The organism is Kitasatospora sp. NPDC101157 (assembly GCF_044768255.1).
Taxonomy (GTDB): Bacteria; Actinomycetota; Actinomycetes; order Streptomycetales; family Streptomycetaceae; genus Kitasatospora.
This window is the reverse complement of sequence record NZ_JBIWPL010000002.1, coordinates 416,369-435,783: the sequence shown is the minus strand read 5'-3', so window position 1 is coordinate 435,783 and position 19,415 is coordinate 416,369. Positions and strand designations below refer to the sequence as shown.

The window sequence follows — 19,415 nt, the reverse complement described above, 5'->3', positions numbered from 1 at the left end:
GGCCCGGCACTCCCGCGACTCCCCGAAGGACGGTTCCCAGATGGACATCCGCCGGCTCACGGACCGCCTCGGCGGCCTCGCCTACGGCGGGGACTACAACCCCGAGCAGTGGGACGACGAAGTCTGGAAGGAGGACGACCAGCTGATGCGCCGGGCGCGGGTCAACCTCGCCACCGTCGGCGTCTTCTCCTGGGCCCTGCTGGAACCCGAGGAGGGCCGGTACGACTTCGGGTGGCTGGACGCCCACCTCGACCGGCTGCACACCAACGGCGTCGCCGTCGACCTGGCCACCCCGACCGCCTCCCCGCCGCCCTGGTTCACCCTGGCCCACCCGGACGCCCTGCCGGTGCGCCCCGACGGCGCCCGCCTGACCCACGGCAGCCGGGACACCTACTGCCTCACCGCCCCCGCCTACCGCCGGGCCGCCCGCCGCATCGCCACCGCCCTCGCCGAACGCTACGGCGACCACCCGGCGCTGGCCCTGTGGCACGTCCACAACGAGTACGTGACGCTCTGCCCGTGCGACCACACCGCCGCCGCCTTCCGGGTCTGGCTGCGCGCCCGGCACGGCTCCCTCGACGCCCTCAACGAGGCCTGGGGAACGGCCTTCTGGAGCCAGCACTACACCTCCTGGGAGCAGATCCTCCCGCCCCGGGCCACCCAGTGGCACCACAACCCCGGTCAGACACTGGACTTCAGCCGCTTCTGGTCCGACGAGACGCTCGCCGCCTACCGCGAGCAGCGCGACGCGATCCGCGCCCACAGCGACCGTCCGGTGACCACCAACCTCATGGTGCCCTCCTACCAGAACCTGGACCTCTGGGCCTTCGGCCGCGAGGTCGACCTGGTCTCCATCGACCACTACCCCGGCGCACCGGGCGTCGACGCCGCCGCGCAGGCCGCCTTCGACGCCGACCGGGCCCGGTCCTTCGCGGGCGGCTGCCCCTGGCTGCTGATGGAACAGGGCACCAACACCGTGTACACCGGCGACCGGGTGCTCGCCAAGGAGCCGGGCGACATCCTGCGCCACTCGCTCGCCCACATCGCCCGCGGCTCGGAGGGTGCGCTGTTCTTCCAGTGGCGCCAGTCCCGGGCCGGCGCCGAGCAGTGGCACTCGGCCATGGTCCCGCACGCCGGACCGGACAGCCGCACCTTCCGGGAGGTCACGGCCACCGGCGAGGCCGTCGCCCGGCTCGGCGAACTCGCCGGCTCCACCGCCCGCGCCGGGGTGGCCGTGCTGCACGACTCCGACGCCTGGTGGGCGATGGGCGCCGACGGCCTGCCATCCGCCGAACTGGACTACTTCGCCGCCCTGCGCCGCGCCCACCGGGCGCTCTGGGACGCCGGCCGGACGGTCGACTTCGCCCATCCCGCGCACGACCTGAGCCGCTACGAGCTGGTCCTCGCCCCCGCCCTGTTCCTGCTCACCGACGCGGGCGCCGAGAACCTGCGCCGCTACGTCGCCGACGGCGGCACCCTGCTCGTCCAGCACTTCAGCGGCGTGGTCGACGAGCGCCTCCACTCCCGGCTCGGCGGCTACCCGGCCGCACCGCTGCGCGAGGCGCTCGGCATCCGGGTCGAGGAGTACCGCCCGCTGCGTCGGGACGAGCGGATCACGCTCTCCGACGGCTCGACAGCCACCTCCTGGAGCGAGTCCCTGCGCACCGAGGGCGCCGAGGCGCTCGCCGCCTACACCCACGGCATGCTCACCGGCAGCCCGGCGCTCACCCGCCACGCCTTCGGCTCCGGCCACGGCTGGTACCTCTCCACCCGCCTCGACGACGCCGGGTACGCCGCCCTGGTCCAGCGGCTCCTCACCGAGGCCGGAGCCGCCCCCGAGCTGCCGGGCCTGCCCCCGGGCGTCGAGGCCGTCACCCGCCACGCCCCGGACGGCCGCGCCTGGCACGTCCTGATCAACCACCTCAGCGAGCCCGTCCCGCTGCCCCGGCCCGGCCACGACCTGCTCACGGACGGGCCGCTGATCGAGCTGTCTCCCGGCGGCTGCGCCGTCCTGCGCGCGCGCTGACCTCCCGCCGCGTCTCCCCACCGAGGAGGGCACCATGAGCGACCCGCACCAGACGATCCGCTGGGGCCACGACGCCCTGGAGCTGGAGATCGCCCTGGACGAGCACGGCCCTGCCCGCCTGGTCCGCATCGGCGCGCCCGGCGAGAAGACCTCCGGCACCCCGCGCCCGGGCGCACCGCTGCCGCTGGTGGAGGTGACGACCGCCGGCCTCGGCCGCCACTGGTCGGGCCGCCACCTGATCAACACCGTGCTCGGCGCGCGGCTGCGCCACCGCTCGCACCGCGCGGCCCGGGACGGCGACTGGCACCTGCTCAGCGTCGAACTCCACGAGCCGGAGACCGGTCTGACCGCCGAGGTCGTCTACCGCTCCCCGGACGGCCTGCCGGTGCTGCGCAGCGAGGTGCTGCTGCGCAACGAGGGGGAGGCGACGCTGCACCTGGAGTCGGTGGGCTCGCTCGTGACGGGCTGCCTGACCGGGGGTGACCCGGCGGCGCTGGACGACGCGGACCTGCTCCGGGCGGAGAACGAGTGGTTCGCCGAGTGCCGCTGGCACCGCCAGCCGCTGCGGGTGTCCTCGCCCGAGCGGAGCGGCCGGTTCCGCACCACCTCGGGTCGCAGCACCCACGTCGTGGCCGGTCAGGGCGTGTGGTCGAGTTGTGGCCACCTGCCGATGGGCGGCCTGACGGACCGGGAGTCCGGCCGCGCCCGGCTGTGGCAGATCGAGCACAACGGCGGCGGCTGGCGCTGGGAGTGCGGCGTGCGCGACGACACCGCTTACGCGGCGCTGTACGGCCCCACCGACGCGGACCACGGCTGGCGCCACCCGCTGGAACCCGGCGCGGAGTTCCGTACCGTGCCCGTGGCACTCGCCCTGGTCCCGGACGGCGGCGTCGACGCCGCCTTCGCCGCCCTCACCCGCTACCGCCGCGCCACCCGGCGGCCGCACCCCGACCACCGCCGACTGCCGGTGATATTCAACGACTACATGAACTGCCTGATGGGCGACCCGACCACGGCCAAGCTGCTGCCACTGGTCGACGCCGCCGCCGAGGCCGGCGCGGAGTACTTCGTCATCGACGCCGGCTGGTACGACGACGGCGACAACTGGTGGAGTTCGGTCGGGGCCTGGGAGCCGTCGGTGTCCCGCTTCCCCGGACCGAAGGGGATCCACGAGGTTCTGGACCGCATCCGGGAACGGGGCATGGTTCCCGGCCTGTGGCTGGAGCCGGAGGCCGTCGGGGTGAACAGTCCGGTCGCCGACTCCCTGCCGGAGGAGGCGTTCTTCCGCCGCGACGGCCTGCGGGTCGAGGAGGGCGGCGGCCGCTACCACCTGGACCTGCGCCACCCCGCCGCCCGCGCCCATCTGGACGCAGTGGTGGACCGCCTGGTCGGCGAGTGGGGCGTCGGCTACCTCAAGCTCGAACACAACACCGACCCTGGCTCCGGCACCAGCAGCCACCCGGGAGAGGCCCCCGCGGCCGGCCTGCTCGGCCACAACAGGGCCCAACTGGACTGGCTGGACGGCATCCTGGACCGGCACCCGGGCCTGGTGATCGAGAACTGCGCCTCCGGCGGCATGCGGATGGACCACGCCCTGCTGTCCCGCCTCCAGCTCCAGTCCACCAGCGACCAACAGGACCTGCTGCGCTACGTGCCCATCGCGGCCTCGGCCCCCACCGCCGTCACGCCCGAGCAGGGCGCCGTCTGGGCCTACCCGCTGCCCGAGGACTCCCCCGACGAGGTCGCCGTCACCATGGCCAACGCGCTCCTCGGCCGCATCCACCTGTCCGGCCGGATCGACGAACTGTCGCCGGAGAAACGGGACCTGGTCCACGAGGCGGTGGCCCTGTACAAGTCCGTCCGGGCCGACCTGCCCGGGGCACTGCCCGCATGGCCGCTCGGGCTCCCGGGCTGGGAGGACCCGTGGACCGCCCTGGCGCTGCGCACCCCGGACATCACCTACGTCACCGCCTGGCGCCGCTCCGGCGGGGAGGCCGTCAGGGATCTCGACCTGCCCCACCTGGCCGGTGCCGAGGTCCGCGTCGAGGTGCTCTACCCGTCGTCCAGCCGGGCCACCGCGGTCTGGCACCCGGACACCGCCGAACTCACCCTCACCCTGCCGGCGAACCCGTCGGCCGTCCTTCTCCGTCTCACCCAGCAGCCCTCCGAAGGAAGTTGACCATGCGGCCGACGACCGCGCGCGCTCCACCGCGCCGGCCCGCATCCGTACGGAACAACGCTCAGCGTCCGGGCCCGACCCCGAGCAGCCGCTCCGGGCCCCACCGTCCAGAACGCGGGAGTTCGATCCCCCACCCGAACACCACGCACCCCCACCCCCTGGAGGGACGCAGTGAAGTCACCCGTCCAGCCCTGTCGTGAACGCGTCATAGCAGTCGCGGCGGCCATGTCGCTCGCGGTCACCGGCGCGATCGCCGCCGTCGCGCCGCCCGCGGCCGCCGCGAGCTCCGTGTCGGTGTCGGTCGACGCCGCCCTGCAGCTCGCCACCGTCCCCGCCACCGGCGTCGGCGTGAACATCCCGGTCTACGACGCCGACATGAACGCCGCCGCCACCCCCGGCCTGCTCAGCACGGCCGGCATCAACACCGTCCGCTACCCCGGCGGCAGCCACTCCGACGTCTACCACTGGCAGACCGGCACCGCCGAGGACGGCCAGTACGTCGCCCCGAACACCGGCTTCGACGCCTTCATGGGCACCGTGCGCGCCGCCGGAGCGCAGCCGATCATCACCGCCAACTACGGCTCCGGCACCCCGCAGGAGGCCGCCGCCTGGGTCCAGTACGCCAACGTCACCAAGGGCTACGGGGTCAAGTACTGGGAGATCGGCAACGAGGTCTACGGCAACGGCGAGTACAACGCCACCTGGGAGTACGACACCCACAGCAGCAAGAGCGCCACGACCTACGCCAACAACGTGCTCCAGTACATCTCGGCGATGAAGGCGGCCGACCCGAGCGTCAAGATCGGCGCCGTGCTGACCACCCCCGGCTACTGGCCGGACGGCCTCGTCGGCCCGGGCGACACCATGGACTGGAACCACACCGTCCTGTCGATCGCCGGCTCGAAGATCGACTTCGCCATCGTGCACGCCTACCCCACCAGCACCAGCCCGGCCGACCTGCTCACCAAGCCGCAGGCCCAGAACGCCGCCATCACCGGCGCCGTGCGCTCGCTGATCAACCAGTACGCCGGATCCCACGCCCCCGACGTCGGCATCGCGGTGACCGAGGCGAACGCCCAGGCCTACCTCGACACCTCCCCCAACGGACTGTTCGCGCCGGACAACTACCTCACCTGGCTGGAGAACGGCGCGTTCAACGTCGACTGGTGGGACCTGCGCAACGGCACCGACTGCACCAAGGTGACCACCGTCGAGGGCGCCACCGACTACAACGACGGCGGCACGGTCTCCAGCGGCTCCCCCTGCGAGCCGGCCGTCAACACGCCCTTCCCCGCCTACTACGGCATCCAGATGATCAGCAGGCTTGGTGCGCCCGGCGACACGCTCGTCAAGGCCGCCAGCTCGTCCTCGCTGCTCACCGCGCACGCCGTCCGCCGCGCCAACGGCGACGTGGACGTCATGCTGATCAACAAGGACCCGAACAACGACGCCACGGTGAACCTCTCCTACACCGGGTTCACCCCCTCCTCCGCCACCCCGACCGTCCACTCCTACCTCAGGAACGCCCACGGGATCGGCACGGCCCAGTCCGGCAGCCCGACCGCCCAGACCGTGCCCGCCTACGGCATCACGGTCGTCCAGATGCACCCGACCAGCGCGCCCTGCCGGGTCGTCTACAACAAGGACGAGTGGTCCGGCGTCATGGTCGGCAACGTCACCGTCGTCAACAACGGCCTCGGCCAGGTCAACGGCTGGAACCTCGGCTTCACCTTCCCCGGCGACAACACCGTCACCAACACCTGGAACGCCTCGGTGACGCAGAGCGGCCGGAGCGTCAACGCCCAGAACGTGTCCTACGACGCCACCGTCCCGCAGGGCGGCAGCGTCCAGTGGGGCTTCCGGGCGACCTGGTCCAGCAGCGACGCCGACCCGTCCGCCTTCCGGTTCAACGGCGCCTCCTGCGCGATCGGCTGAACCGGCCCCGAGCCGGTGGTGCCCCGGGCTTCCCCAGGGCCCGGGGCACCACCCCCCTCCCGAACCGAAGCACCGAAAGGAACCGACCCACGTGTCAGAGCAGTTCCCTCCCCGCGGCACCGTCACCAACCCGGTGATCCCCGGCTTCCACCCCGATCCCAGTGTCTGCCGCGTGGGCGACGACTACTACCTCGCCTGCTCCAGCTTCGAGTACTTCCCCGGCGTCCCGGTCTTCCACAGCCGCGACCTGGTGAACTGGACGCAGATCGGCAACGCCCTGGACCGGCCGAGCCAACTGCGCCTGCCCCTCGACTCGCCGTCCTCCGGCGGGATCTACGCCCCGACGCTGCGCCACCACGACGGCCGCTTCTGGCTGATCGTCACCAACGTCAGCGGCGACGGCAACCTGCTCTTCACCGCCACCGACCCGGCCGGCCCCTGGTCCGACCCGGTCCGGCTGCCCGGCGTCCACGGCATCGACCCGGACCTCGCCTGGGACGAGGACGGCACCTGCTGGTGCACCGTCGCCGGCGTCTCCCAGGTCCGCCTCGACCCGACCACCGGCGAGACCATCGGTGAGCCGCAGCGGATCTGGTCCGGCGCGCCCGGCGCCATGGCCCCCGAGGCCCCGCACCTGTACCGGATCGGCGCGTACTGGTACCTGATGATCGCCGAGGGCGGCACCGAGCGCGGCCACGCCGTCTCCATCGCCCGCGGCCCGTCGCCCTCCGGCCCGTTCGAGCCGTGCCCGGCCAACCCGGTGCTGACCCACCGCGGCACCGACAGCCCGATCCAGAACACCGGGCACGCCGACCTCGTCCAGGCGCCCGACGGCTCCTGGTGGATGGTGCTGCTCGCCGTTCGGCCGCGCGGCGGCACCCCCGCCTGGTACGTGCTCGGCCGGGAGACCTTCCTCGCCCCGGTCGAGTGGGTGGACGGCTGGCCGGTGGTCGGCCGGGTCACCCCCGAACTGCCCACTCCGGCCTGGCCGCTGCACCCCGTGCCCGCCGTACCGGCCCGGGACGACTTCGACCAGGCCGAGCTGCACCCCCAGTGGATCTCGCTGCGTGAGCGCCCGGAGAACCTGTGCTCCTTGAAGGAACGTTCCGGGTGGCTCACCCTGCGCGCCGCCGGGGCCTCGCTGGACGAGAACGACGCGGTCTTCGTCGGCCGGCGCCAGCAGCACCCCGGCTGCCGGGCCCGCACCCTGATCGACCCCGCCGGGGGCCGCGGCGGGCTCGCCGTCCGCATGGACGAGGACCACCACTACGAGATCGAGGCCGCCGAAGGCGAGGTGAAGGTCTTCGCCCGGATCGGCTCGCTGCGCACCGAGGTCGCCTCCCGTCCGGTGCCCGCCGGAGCCGTGGTGCTCGGTGTCGACGTCGTCCCGCGGCCGACGCGCGGCCCGCGCACCGGCCCCGACGACGTCGTCCTCGGCGTCGAGGAGCCCGACGGCACCTTCACCGTGCTCGCGGGCCTCGACGGCCGCTACCTCTCCACGGAAGTGACCGGCGGCTTCACCGGCCGGGTCATCGGCATGTACGCCGCGGCCGGAACGGTCCACTTCGACCGGTTCGACTACGAGCCCCTTCCGCTTCCCTGAGCAACCGCCAGGGATTTCCCCACCCGTTCACCCGAAAGGGACGACCCGTGAACGACGCACAGCAGAGCGCACGCACCCGCAACCGCCACCTCCACCGGACGTCCGGCCTCCTGGTGGCCCTGGTCACCACCGGCGCCCTCTGCGGCGGCACGGCGATCGCCGCCCCCGCCGACAGGGCCCCGTCGGCGGCCGAGGCAGCCGGAGCGAGGGTCCCGGGCGACCCGATGGCCGCCGTGGCGCGGATGCAGCCCAGCTGGAACCTCGGCAACACCCTCGACGCCATCCCCGACGAGACGTCCTGGGGCAACCCGCTCACCACCAAGGCCACCTTCGACGGCCTCAAGGCCCAGGGCTTCCGCAGCGTCCGGATCCCCGTCACGTGGTACCCGCACCAGTCCACCACCGCCCCGTACACCATCGACCCGGTGTGGATGAAGCGGGTCAAGCAGGTGGTCGACCTCGCCCTGGAGGACGGCCTCTACGTCGAGATCAACGTCCACCACGACTCGTGGCAGTGGATCAAGTACATGTCCACCGACCACGACAACATCGTGGCCCGGTTCGACTCCACCTGGCAGCAGATCGCCACCGTCTTCAAGGACGAGCCGCGCACGCTGCTCATGGAGAGCATCAACGAACCGCAGTTCGACAACGCCACCGACGCCCAGAAGACCCAGTACCTGCGGGAACTCAACACCTCGTTCCACGACATCGTGCGCAACTCCGGCGGCAGGAACAAGGACCGCCTGCTCGTCCTTCCCTCGGAGGAGACCAACAACGCCCAGCACTGGCTCGACGACCTGTCCACCACGATGAGCTCGCTGCACGACCGCAACCTGGTCGCCACCGTGCACTACTACAGCTGGTACCCGTTCAGCGTGAACATCGCCAACGGCCCGACCTACGACGCCAAGGCCCAGTCGGACCTCACCGAGGGCTTCGCCCGCGTGCACGACACCTTCGTCAAGAAGGGCATCCCCGTCTACCTCGGCGAGTACGGCCTGCTCACCTCCCCGTACTCCGGCGTGGTCGAGCGCGGCGAGATGCTCAAGTACTTCGAGCAGGTCAACTACGAGGCGCGGCGCAACGGCATGACCTCCGCCGTCTGGGACGCCTCCAACGACTTCCTGAACCGTTCCACCATGCAGTGGATGGTCCCCGAGATGAAGGACCTGATCCAGACCTCCTGGCGGACCCGCTCGGGCACCGCCTCCACCGACAACATCTTCCTGCCGAAGTCCGGCCCCGTCGCCGCTCAGACCATCACCCTCAACCGCAACGGCCAGTGGTTCGCCGGGCTCTGGCAGGGCGACGTCCCGCTGATCCCCTACCTCGACTACACCCTCGACGGCGACCAGCTCACCCTGACCGGCGACGCCCTCACCCGCCTCGCGGGCGACCGCGCCGCCGGGATCAACGCCACCCTTGAGGTCCGCTACTCCGACGGCGTCCCGTGGAAGCTCTTCGTGCGCTCCTACGACAAGCCGACGATGGCCAACGCCACCGGAACCCTCGACGGGCTCACCATCCCCACCCGGTTCAACGGTGCCCTGATGGCCAACGTCCAGTCCACCTACGCCGACGGCACCGCGGCGGGCCCCGCCTCCTGGACCACCTACCAGTCGTTCGACAACCTGCGTGCCGACTACGGCGCCGACACCACCACCCTCAAGCCCGACTACGTCAAGTCCCTCAAGGACGGCGCCCCGGCGACGTTCACCTTCCGCTTCTGGACCGGTGACACCGTCACCTACACCGTCACCAGGTCCGGCAACACCGTGACGGGCACCGCCTCCTGACCCCTTGTTCCTCCCCGCCCCGGCTGTCTCCCGGCAGCCGGGGCTCCCACACGTCCCGAGGTGCACCCGTGTTCCCGCTGCCCCCGCGCGTCCTGTCCGGCACCGCGCCGAACCCCGACCGCCGCGCGGCCGAGGTTCCTCAAGGCGTCGGGCACCGGTTCCCGGCTGGAGCGGGCGGGTCAGCGCTGCAGGGTGAGCACGCCCGGCCGGTACGGCAGTTGGATGTAGGACGTGCCGTCCGAGGAGGGGCTCCTGCCCTGGTAGAGGAGCTGGAGGTTGCAGGGGTCGACGGTCATGGTCTGGTCGGGGTTGTTGCGGACCAGGTCACCGTGGCTGATGTCGTTGGTCCAGGTGGCACCGCTGTTGACCAGGCCGGCGAAGGGGTTGCTCGCGGTGGCGGCCTGCGGGGTCCAGGAGCCGTTCAGGCTGGTGGCGGTGAACGAGCGGAAGTAGCGGTGCTCGTTCGCGTCCCGGGCCTCGACGATCATCAGGTACTGGTTCTGGCCCTGGACCTTGTAGACCTGGGGCGCCTCGAACAGGTTCTGCACCGTGTCGCTCATGACCGTGGTGTACGAGGAGCCGAAGCCGGCGGGGAAGTTCCCGATCGGCATGCTCGCGCGGTAGATGCTGCCGTTGTCACCGGCGAAGAAGAGGTACATGTTCTGGTCGTCGGCGATCAGGGTCGGGTCGATCGGGCCGCCGGTGGGGAGGCTGCCGGTGAACAGCGCCTGCGGCGCGGACCAGCCGTTGGGGTTGGTGGGGTCGCTCGACGTGCGGTACGTGAAGGGCCAGGCGGTCCCCCACCCCAGCGAGGCCAGCACCCAGGTGTTCTTGGGCGCGAAGTAGAACAGCTGGGGCGCCACCGCGGACGAGGACATGACGGTCTGGGTGGCCGAGGCCATGTCCGACCAGTTCGTGAAGGGAGCGAATCCCATCGACTTCCACGACGTTCCGTCGGAGTAGGTCGCGTAGACCAGGTGCTTGCCGTTGTAGACCACGTCGGTGAAGTCCTTCAGCGCGGCTCCCCCGTTCACCGGCTGCGCCAGCGGACCGGTCGAGGTCCACCGGTACGTCGACGGAAGAGCACAGGTGGTGCCCGTTCCGGACAGTCCGGTCCACTGCTGGTTGCTGGTGCCGCTGCAGTTCCACAGCTGCACCGCCGTGCCGTTGGCCGTACCGGCTCCCGACACGTCCAGGCACAGCCCGGACTCCACACCGACGACCGTGCCGTCGGCGTTCACCCGCCACTGCTGGTTCGCACCGCCGGTACAGGACCAGATCTCCACCCGGGTGCCGGCCGCGGTGGCGTGGCCCGGAACGTCCAGGCACTTGTTGCCGTACACGGTCAGCTGGTTGGCGGACGTCACCGTCCACTGCTGGTTGGTCCCGCCCGAGCAGTCCCAGATCTGCAGGAGCGTTCCGTCGGTCTGGCCGGCGTTCGGCACGTCGAGGCACCGGCCGGAACCCGTACCGCGCAAGGCGCCGCTGGTGGCCGCCTGCGCCGGGGCGGCGACGAGCGTCGACGCCAACGCCACGACGGCCGCGACGACGGTTGTGAGCACCAAGGACAGGGGCCTGCGGGTGGAACCTTGTCTGTGCACGGGGATCTCCTTGTCTGAGGCGTGGAACTGTCACACGGCTCGTTGTCGTTCACATGCGTGCGGCGCGGAATGTTAGCGCTAACAATCCAGGGTCGGAGCGAGCGCCCTCCTTGCCTGGAGGCAGCCGGGATCTTCGATGTGAGCGGAGTCAATACCCGCCCGCCCGAGCACGTCAAGATGTCTGCAACGACTCTCGCAACCGGGGCGGCCCACTCCCGCGCCCCGCCCACCGCCGCCGCCCCGGGCGCTCCCCGGGCACCTACCCCAGTGGCGACTCGTCGCACTCGACCGCCGAGGGCGCGAGCAGGAACGCGCCGCCCGGACCCCGCGCGCGGGCCGCCGGTGCGTCACGAGCCGACAGATTGATGGGACTTCTCCGTCTCCCCCGTCCATCCCGCGTCGCCGGAACAGACTCTTCATCCAGCAATTCTGCGCGATGCCTGGACATCACCCCGACCGCCGCCTATACATACATCCCATCTCTCCGGTGTGGCGGTCACCCCACCAACTGCCGCCCGGCACCACTCTCTCCCGCTCACGGGACCAGCGCGAGGAAGTACCGATGAGACTCAGGACCGCACTCTGCTCCACCGCCTCGGCCCTGTCCGCCCTGGTGCTGCTCAGCGCCTGCAGCGGCGGCTCGGGCACCAAAGCCGCGTCGGGCGACGCGCCGCTGGTCGGCGTCGACTACCCGCGTTCCGACACCGACTTCTGGAACTCGTACATCAAGTACACGCCCGGATACGCCGGACAGCTGGGCCTGTCGCTCAAGACGACGAACTCGCAGAACGACGTCGCCAAGCTGACCGCCAACGCACAGACCTTCATCAGCCAGGGTGTGAAGGGGATCGCGATGGCGCCGCAGGACACCGCCGCCATCGCGCCGACGCTGGCGCAGTTGGATGCGAAGAAGATCCCCGTCGTCACCATCGACACCCGCCCCGACAACGGAAACGTGTTCATGGTGGTGCGGGCCGACAACCGCGCCTACGGCGAGAAGGCCTGCCAGTACCTCGGCACGAAGCTGGGCGGCGTGGGCAAGGTCGTCATGCTGGAGGGCGGCCTGGACTCCATCAACGGCCGCGACCGCACCGAGGCGTTCAACGACTGCATGAAGAAGGACTACCCCGGCATCAAGGTGTTCGGTGAGGCCACCAACTGGGACGGTGCGGTCGCCGCACAGAAGCTCCAGACCGACCTGACCGCCAACCCGGACATCAAGGGGGTCTACATGGAGTCCAGCTTCGCGCTGGCCGGCACCCTCCAGGTCCTCAAGCAGAGGGGCCTGCTGGTCGACCCGGCGGACAAGAAGCACGTCTTCGTCGTGTCCAACGACGGCATCCCCGAGGAGCTCAAGTCCATCGCGGCGGGCAAGATCGACGCCACCGTCTCCCAGCCGGCCGACCTGTACGCCAAGTACGCCCTGTACTACCTGCAGGCGGCGATCGGCGGGAAGACGTTCGCACCGGGCAGGACCGACCACGACAGCACCATCATCCAGGTCCGTCCCGGTCTGCGCGAGGACCAGCTCCCCGCGCCCCTGGTCACCCGCGACGGCGGCACGTACGGCGATGTGCCCAGCGTCAGGAGCGACGACACCTCCCTGTGGGGCAACAACCTGGGCTGACCTGCCCGGTCAGGAACCCAACGGCGAACGAGGACAAGGCGGTTGTGATGAGCGACGGGGAGCGATCAGTCAGCCCCGGCCCCGCCCCGGCGGACGACGGACGGTCCCAGGCAGGCCCGCCCGTCGTCGAGGCGACGGGCATAGTCAAGCGATTCGGTCCGACGGTGGCCCTCGACGGCGCCCGGATCACCATCAGGCCCGGCGAGACCCACGCACTCGTCGGCCGCAACGGGGCCGGCAAGTCGACGCTCGTGTCGGTCCTCACCGGCCTGCAGGCCCCCGACGAGGGAACGGTCGCCTTCGGCGGCAGCCCAGCGCCACGGCTGGCGGATCGCGACGCCTGGCGACAGCGCGTGGCCTGCGTCTACCAGAAGTCCACGATCATCCCCACCCTGACCGTGGCCGAGAACCTGTTCCTGAACCGGCACGGCCGCGGCCGCGGCCGGCTCATCAGCTGGCCGGCTGTTCGTCGGCAGGCGCGGGAGCTGCTGGCGGCGTGGTCCGTCGACGTCGACCCGCAGACCTCGGCCGGCGATCTGAGCGTGGAGCAGCGGCAGTTCGTGGAGATCGCCAGGGCGCTGTCCTTCGGTGCCCGGTTCATCATCCTCGACGAGCCGACCGCCCAGCTCGACGGAGCCGCCATCACCCGCCTCTTCGCGCGCATCCGCGACCTGCAGCAGCAGGGCGTGACCTTCATGTTCATCAGCCACCACCTGCAGGAGATCTACGACATCTGCGACATGGTGACGGTGTTCCGCGACGCCCGGCACGTCGTGACCGCTCCGGTCGCGGAACTCCCCCGCACCGAACTGGTCGCCGCGATGACCGGCGAGGCGGCCCTCGACCGGGCGCAGGTGCGATCGAGCAGCCTCGACCGCACCGCCACGCCGGCGCTCTCGGTGCAGGCACTGAGCGGCGGTGCCGCCTACGGTGACGTCACTTTCGAGGTGGGCGCCGGGGAGGTCGTCGGACTCGCGGGTGCCGCCGGGAGCGGTCGCACCGAGGTCGCCGAGACCGTGGTGGGGCTGCGGGCGGCCCGGGCGGGCGAGGTGACGATCGCCGGACGGCGGCCTCGGCCCGGCAGCGTTCCCGCCGCCCTCGGCGCGGGTGCCGGCTTCGTCCCGCAGGACCGGCACCATCAGGGATTCGTGCCCGAGATGTCGATCGCCGACAACGCCACGCTGTCCGTTCCCCACCGGATCGGCAGGAACGGTTTCCTCAGCCGTGGCCGACGGGACCGGCTCGCCGGCATCATGATCGAGAAGCTCGCGATCAAGACGCCGGGACCCGAGCTGCCCGTCTCCGCGCTCTCGGGCGGCAACCAGCAGAAGGTCGTCATGGCCCGGGCGCTGGCGGACGACCCCCGCCTTCTGGTGCTGATCAACCCGACCGCGGGCGTGGACGTGCGCTCCAAGGAGTTCCTCCTCGGCAAGGTCGAGGAGACGGCGCGGACCGGCACGGGAGTGCTCATCGCCTCCGACGAACTCGACGACCTGCGCATGTGCGACCGGGTCCTGGTGATGTTCCAGGGCCGGGTGACATCGGAGTTGGCCCGCGGCTGGCACGACCACGAGCTCGTGGCCGCGATGGAAGGAGTGGACCTCGATGCCTGAAACCGTCCTCGCGGGCGCGGCCGCCAAGGCCACGGAGCCCAAGCCCCCGCGCACGGCGCTGCTCGGCGGCCGGATACCCCTGGCCCGGCTGCGAGACCTCGCCCTCGTCCCCGCGATCGTCGTCATCGCGATCGTCGGACAGGTCGTCAACCCCGTCTTCCTGCAGGCCGACAACCTCATCAACGTCCTGCAGACCATGTCCGAGATGGCCCTGCTGGTCCTCGCCCAGACGATGATCCTCATCGTCAGGAAGATGGACCTGTCCCTGGAGTCCACGATGGGCCTCGCGCCCGGCGTCGCGGCCTGGCTGGTCGTGCCCGCCGGCGCGGGACACGGGCTCGGCCTGCTCCCCGGCGCCTGGGCGATCCCGGTCACCCTCGCCGTGGGCGTACTCGTCGGCGTGATCAACTCTCTGATGATCATTCGCTTCGGCCTCAACGGCTTCATCGTCACCCTCGGCATGCTCATCGTCCTGCGCGGCATCCTCACCGGTATCTCCGGCGGGCAGACCTTCTTCCAGCTGCCGGACTCGATGCTCTACCTCGGCACCGCCGAGTGGTTCGGGGTGCCCGCCTCCATCTGGACCTGCCTGGTCCTGTTCGCGATCGCGATCGTGGTCCTCGGCTGGACCAACTTCGGCCGCTCGCTCTACGCCGTCGGCGGCAACGCCGACGCGGCGAAGGCGGCCGGCATCCGTACCGGCCGGGTGCTGTGGACTGTCATCGTGACGGGCAGCGTGCTCGCCTCCCTCGCCGGCCTGATGCTGTCCGGGCGCCTGGCCTCGGTCGCCTCCGCGCAGGGCAACGGCTACATCTTCACCGTCTTCGCCGCCGCCGTCATCGGCGGGATCAGTCTGAACGGCGGCAGGGGGACCATGTTCGGCGCGTTCTGCGGCGTCCTCCTGCTCTTCATGATCCAGAACGTGCTCACGCTGGCGGGTGTCCCCGCCCAGTGGATCGGTGCTCTCAACGGCCTGATCATCCTGGTCGCCCTCGCCATCTCCCGCATCACCGGCGGCAAGGTCCAGGAGTGACCCGGGCGGGCCGCGGCCCGCCGCCCGTCCTCCGCCACGTTCACGTCCCGTCGCGGGGGGATCTCCCCCGTGTTCCTCACAGGAGTCGCCGTCATGCCATCCCCCGTGCCCGCGTCCGCCCGCATCACCGCCCTGGACGTCCTGGACGTGCGGTTCCCCACCTCCGAACATCTCGACGGCTCGGACGCCATGAATCCGGAGCCCGACTACTCCGCCGCGTACGTGGTGCTGCGCACCGACGCCGGCGACGGACTGGAGGGCCACGCTCTCGCCTTCACCACCGGACGCGGCAACGACGTACAGGCCGCCGCCATCGCGGCCCTCGCCCCGCACGTGGTCGGCCTGTCCGTCGAGGACGTCTGCGGCGACCTCGGCTCCTTCTCCCGCGCGCTCGTGCACGATCCGCAACTGCGCTGGCTGGGCCCGGAGAAGGGCGCCATCCACATGGCCACCGGGGCCGTCGTCAACGCCGCCTGGGACCTCGCCGCCAAGCGTGCGGGCAAGCCCGTCTGGCGGTTCCTCGGCGAGATGGCCCCCGAGGAGCTGGTCGCCCAGGTCGACTTCCGCTGGCTCAGCGACGCGCTCACCCCCGAAGAGGCCCTGGAGATCCTGCGCCGTGCCGAACCGGGCCGCCAGGAGCGCACCGCCCGTCTCCTGGCGGACGGCTACCCCGCCTACACCACCACGCCAGGCTGGCTGGGCTACTCCGACGAGAAGCTGGCCCGCCTGGCCCGCGCGGCCGTCGCCGACGGCTTCACCCAGATCAAGCTGAAGGTCGGCGCGTCCCTGGAGGACGACGTACGGCGCATGCGCGTCGCCCGCGATGCGGTCGGTCCGGACATCCGCATCGCCGTCGACGCCAACCAGCGGTGGGACGTGGCACCCGCGATCGACTGGATGCGTGCCCTCGCCCCCTACGACCCGTACTGGATCGAGGAGCCCACCTTTCCCGACGACATCCTCGGCCACGCCGCCGTCCGCCGGGCCGTCGGCCCCATCAAGGTCGCCACCGGTGAGCACGTCGCCAACCGGGTCGTCTTCAAGCAGCTGCTGCAGGCCGGCGCGGTGGACATCGTGCAGATCGACTCCGCCCGGGTCGGCGGCGTCAACGAGAACCTCGCCATCCTCCTGCTGGCCGCGAAGTTCGGGGTTCCGGTCTGCCCGCACGCCGGGGGTGTGGGGCTGTGCGAGATGGTCCAGCACCTGTCGATGTTCGACTACGTCGCCGTCTCGGGCACCACCGAGGACCGGGTCATCGAGTACGTCGACCACCTGCACGAGCACTTCGTCGACCCTGTCCGCATCTCCGACGGCCGCTATCTCGCGCCGGCCCTGCCCGGGCTGAGCGCACAGATGCACCCGGGCTCGCTCAAGGCGTACACCTACCCCGACGGCCCGGTCTGGACGGCTCGTGCCTGACGCCCGGGTCCTCGTCGACGCGCGCCACCACGTACGGGACGTCCTGCTCCCGGCTTCCGGCCCCGACCGGCCGGTCCGCGTCCTCGTGGGCACCACCACCGCGTTCCACCGCCTCGACCCCGTTCGAAGGAAGGAGGGCACCTCGTGCTACTGACCGAACTGCTGCACCCGGGCATCCTCGAAGCCCTGGCGGGTGCCGGGCACGGAGCCCGGGTCCTGCTCGCCGACGGCCACTATCCGGCGAGTACGGCCACCGGCCCGCGAGCCCGGACCGTCCATCTCAACCTGGCGCCGGGCCTGCTGGACGTCACCACCGTGCTCGACGTGCTGCTGCGGGCCCTGCCCGTCGAGGCGGCGCACGTGATGGTGCCGCCCGAGGGCGAACCGGAGCCGCCGGCCGTCGCCGGGTACCGCTCGGTGCTGGCGCCCGTCCCCGTCGAGACGCTCGGCCGCTTCGAGTTCTACGACGCCGCACGCTCACCGGACCTGGCCCTCGCCGTCGTCACCGCCGACACCCGCACCTACGCCAACCTGCTGCTGACCATTGGTGTCCGCGCTCAAGAGACTCTGGACCGACGATGACACTTGCTGTGCGATACACGGCTGCCCGGACGCTGGACACGGCTCCGGCCGAGCTCTTCGAGCCCGGTCCCGGGGAGGTGCTGCTGGCTCCCGCGTTCGTCGGGATCTGCGGCACGGACCTGCACATCTTCCACGGGGACATGGATGCCCGGGTCGCCGCTCCGACCGTGCTGGGGCATGAGATGTCCGGCCGGGTGGTGGCGGTCGGTGCCGGGGTGGAGGGCTGGCGGCCCGGGGACGCGGTGACGGTGATGCCGTTGCGCTGGGACGGCACCTGTCCGGCCTGTGTGAAGGGCAACCGGCATGTGTGCCAGAACCTGGACTTCATCGGGATCGACTCGCCGGGGGCGATGCAGCAGCGGTGGACGGTGCCCGCTTCCACGCTGGTGCGGCTGCCGGGCTCGCTCGCGCTGGAGCGGGCGGCGCTGGTGGAGCCCACGGCGGTGGCGGTGCACGATGTGGGGCGGGCCCGGGTGAAGGCGGGTGAGCGGGTCGTCGTGGTGGGCGGCGGTCCGGTCGGGATCCTGATCGCACTGGTGGCGCGGGCGGCCGGGGCCGAGGTGCGGGTGGTGGAGCCGAGCGCCCACCGGCGGAAGCTGGCCGAGGGGTTGGGACTGCCCAGCTGGGACCCGGCGGCCGGGGAGGTCGTCGAGGCGGTGCGGGAGTGGACCGGGGGCGCGGGCGCGGACGTCGCCTTCGAGGTGTCCGGTGCGGCCGGCGGGGTGGAGACCGCGGTGGAGGTGCTGGCGGTGCGGGGCCGGCTGTGCCTGGTGGCGATCCACCCCCGGCCCCGCGAGGTCAACCTGCACCGCTTCTTCTGGCGCGAACTCACCCTGGTGGGCGCTCGGTTGTACGACCGCGGCGACTTCGAGCGGGCGGTGGAGCTGGTCGCCGAGGGCACGGTCCCGGCCGAGCGGCTGATCAGCAGCGTCGTGCCGCTGGCCGAGGCAGCCGCAGCCTTCGAGGCCCTGGAGGGCGGCGGCGACGTGATGAAGATCCTGGTGGACTGCGCCGCCGACACCGAGGGGGGCACCGCGTGAACGCCTTCGACCTGACCGGCCGGCTCGCGGTGGTCACGGGAGCGCGCCGGGGCATCGGCCGGGCGATGGCCCGCGCCCTGGCCGAGGCCGGCGCGGACGTCATCGGTGTCAGCGCCAACCTGGAGGAGAGCGGCAGCGAGGTCGGCAAGGACGTCGCGGCCGCGGGCCGCGCCTTCGAGGCGGTCCGCGCCGACTTCGCCGACCCGGACGCGGTGCGGGCCCTGGGCGCGGACCTCGCCGGGCGCGAGCGGCCGGTGGACATCCTGGTCAACAACGCCGGCACCATCCGCCGCGCACCCGCGGCCGAACACGGCGACGCCGACTGGGACCTGGTGCTCCAGGTCAACCTCAGCGCACAGTTCGCCCTCACCCGCGCGGTGGGCGCCGCGATGCTCGCCCGCGGCCGGGGGAAGGTCATCTTCACGGCGTCGCTGCTCAGCTTCCAGGGCGGTATCACCGTGCCCGGTTACACCGCCGCCAAGCACGGCATCGCCGGCCTCACCAAAGCGCTCGCCAACGAGTGGGCCGGGCGTGGCGTGAACGTCAACGCGATCGCCCCCGGCTACATCGCCACCGACAACACCCGGGCCCTCCAGGACGACCCGCAGCGCAGCAGGGCGATCCTGGAGCGGATCCCGGCCGGGCGCTGGGGCCGGGCCGAGGACCTGGCCGGGGCCACCGTGTTCCTCGCCTCGGACGCCGCGGCCTACGTCCACGGCACCGTCCTGCCCGTCGACGGCGGCTGGCTGGGCCGATGACCACCGACCCGGCCACCGTCGCCGCCCACCTCACCCACCCCGCCGTCCTCGCCGTCGGCGGCAGCCGGCCGGCCACACCCACACACCCGGAACGCGGGGGCCACCCGCAGATCCGGCGCCTGACCAACAGAGCCACGGCGGTGGGTGCCCCGTGACCGAGCTGGTGGCCCTCGGCGAGGTGATGCTGCGCCTCGGGCCCG

The 19,415-nt window shown here is 71.7% G+C and carries 15 protein-coding genes; 14 read left to right on the top strand and 1 reads right to left on the bottom strand.

The genetic code is table 11. The features are described 5' to 3' along the window. The first annotated feature begins 40 nt into the window (after positions 1–40). The 5 genes from ACIRVF_RS05350 (at position 41) to ACIRVF_RS05330 (ending at position 9,542) form a co-directional block, all read left to right on the top strand. Entirely contained in the window at positions 41–2,026 is a 1,986-nt protein-coding gene (locus ACIRVF_RS05350) for a beta-galactosidase (RefSeq protein ID WP_402813982.1), read from the top strand. Positions 2,027–2,060: 34 nt separating this feature from the next. Beyond that, on the top strand, positions 2,061–4,205 hold the full coding sequence (locus ACIRVF_RS05345; RefSeq protein ID WP_402813979.1) for a glycoside hydrolase family 36 protein: 2,145 nt from the start codon (positions 2,061–2,063) through the stop codon (positions 4,203–4,205). 171 nt (positions 4,206–4,376) lie between these two features. Beyond that, the gene (locus ACIRVF_RS05340) at positions 4,377–6,140 is read left to right on the top strand and encodes a cellulose binding domain-containing protein (protein ID WP_402813976.1); all 1,764 of its coding nucleotides are present in this window, start codon (positions 4,377–4,379) and stop codon (positions 6,138–6,140) included. 91 nt (positions 6,141–6,231) lie between these two features. Further along, the gene (locus ACIRVF_RS05335) at positions 6,232–7,743 is read left to right on the top strand and encodes a glycoside hydrolase family 43 protein (protein WP_402813973.1); all 1,512 of its coding nucleotides are present in this window, start codon (positions 6,232–6,234) and stop codon (positions 7,741–7,743) included. Between the two features lie 47 nt (positions 7,744–7,790). Continuing rightward, on the top strand, positions 7,791–9,542 hold the full coding sequence (locus ACIRVF_RS05330) for a cellulase family glycosylhydrolase (protein WP_402813970.1): 1,752 nt from the start codon (positions 7,791–7,793) through the stop codon (positions 9,540–9,542). Between the two features lie 179 nt (positions 9,543–9,721). Here the strand turns inward: ACIRVF_RS05330 and ACIRVF_RS05325 are convergent, their stop codons facing one another. Beyond that, positions 9,722–11,143: a non-reducing end alpha-L-arabinofuranosidase family hydrolase gene (locus ACIRVF_RS05325; protein WP_402813967.1), complete on the bottom strand. Its 1,422-nt coding sequence runs from the start codon at positions 11,141–11,143 to the stop codon at positions 9,722–9,724. A 562-nt stretch (positions 11,144–11,705) separates the two neighbouring features. Between ACIRVF_RS05325 and ACIRVF_RS05320 the strand changes: the two genes are divergently transcribed. The 9 genes from ACIRVF_RS05320 (at position 11,706) to ACIRVF_RS05280 (ending at position 19,370) form a co-directional block, all read left to right on the top strand. Continuing rightward, complete coding sequence (locus tag ACIRVF_RS05320) at positions 11,706–12,770, top strand: sugar ABC transporter substrate-binding protein (protein ID WP_402813964.1); 1,065 nt, start codon at positions 11,706–11,708, stop codon at positions 12,768–12,770. Positions 12,771–12,817: 47 nt separating this feature from the next. Continuing rightward, positions 12,818–14,383, top strand: a complete 1,566-nt coding sequence (locus ACIRVF_RS05315; RefSeq protein WP_402813961.1) for a sugar ABC transporter ATP-binding protein — start codon at positions 12,818–12,820, stop codon at positions 14,381–14,383. After that, positions 14,376–15,416 (top strand): ABC transporter permease, encoded by a 1,041-nt coding sequence (locus ACIRVF_RS05310; protein WP_402813958.1) that lies wholly within the window; start codon positions 14,376–14,378, stop codon positions 15,414–15,416. Before ACIRVF_RS05315 ends, ACIRVF_RS05310 begins: the two co-directional genes overlap by 8 nt. 93 nt (positions 15,417–15,509) lie before the next feature. Next, positions 15,510–16,835 (top strand): enolase C-terminal domain-like protein, encoded by a 1,326-nt coding sequence (locus ACIRVF_RS05305; protein ID WP_402813955.1) that lies wholly within the window; start codon positions 15,510–15,512, stop codon positions 16,833–16,835. Next, positions 16,828–16,989 carry a hypothetical protein gene (locus tag ACIRVF_RS05300; RefSeq protein ID WP_402813953.1) on the top strand — a complete coding sequence of 54 codons (162 nt, stop codon included), beginning with the start codon at positions 16,828–16,830 and terminating at the stop codon, positions 16,987–16,989. Before ACIRVF_RS05305 ends, ACIRVF_RS05300 begins: the two co-directional genes overlap by 8 nt. Then, on the top strand, positions 16,980–17,417 hold the full coding sequence (locus ACIRVF_RS05295; protein ID WP_402813950.1) for an RbsD/FucU domain-containing protein: 438 nt from the start codon (positions 16,980–16,982) through the stop codon (positions 17,415–17,417). Before ACIRVF_RS05300 ends, ACIRVF_RS05295 begins: the two co-directional genes overlap by 10 nt. Next, positions 17,414–18,457, top strand: coding sequence for a zinc-binding dehydrogenase (locus tag ACIRVF_RS05290; RefSeq protein WP_402813947.1), 1,044 nt, complete (start codon positions 17,414–17,416; stop codon positions 18,455–18,457). The genes ACIRVF_RS05295 and ACIRVF_RS05290 overlap by 4 nt, the downstream gene beginning before the upstream one ends. Beyond that, the gene (locus ACIRVF_RS05285) at positions 18,454–19,215 is read left to right on the top strand and encodes an SDR family oxidoreductase (protein WP_402813945.1); all 762 of its coding nucleotides are present in this window, start codon (positions 18,454–18,456) and stop codon (positions 19,213–19,215) included. Before ACIRVF_RS05290 ends, ACIRVF_RS05285 begins: the two co-directional genes overlap by 4 nt. Continuing rightward, entirely contained in the window at positions 19,212–19,370 is a 159-nt protein-coding gene (locus ACIRVF_RS05280; RefSeq protein WP_402813943.1) for a hypothetical protein, read from the top strand. The genes ACIRVF_RS05285 and ACIRVF_RS05280 overlap by 4 nt, the downstream gene beginning before the upstream one ends. Positions 19,371–19,415 lie beyond the last annotated feature (45 nt).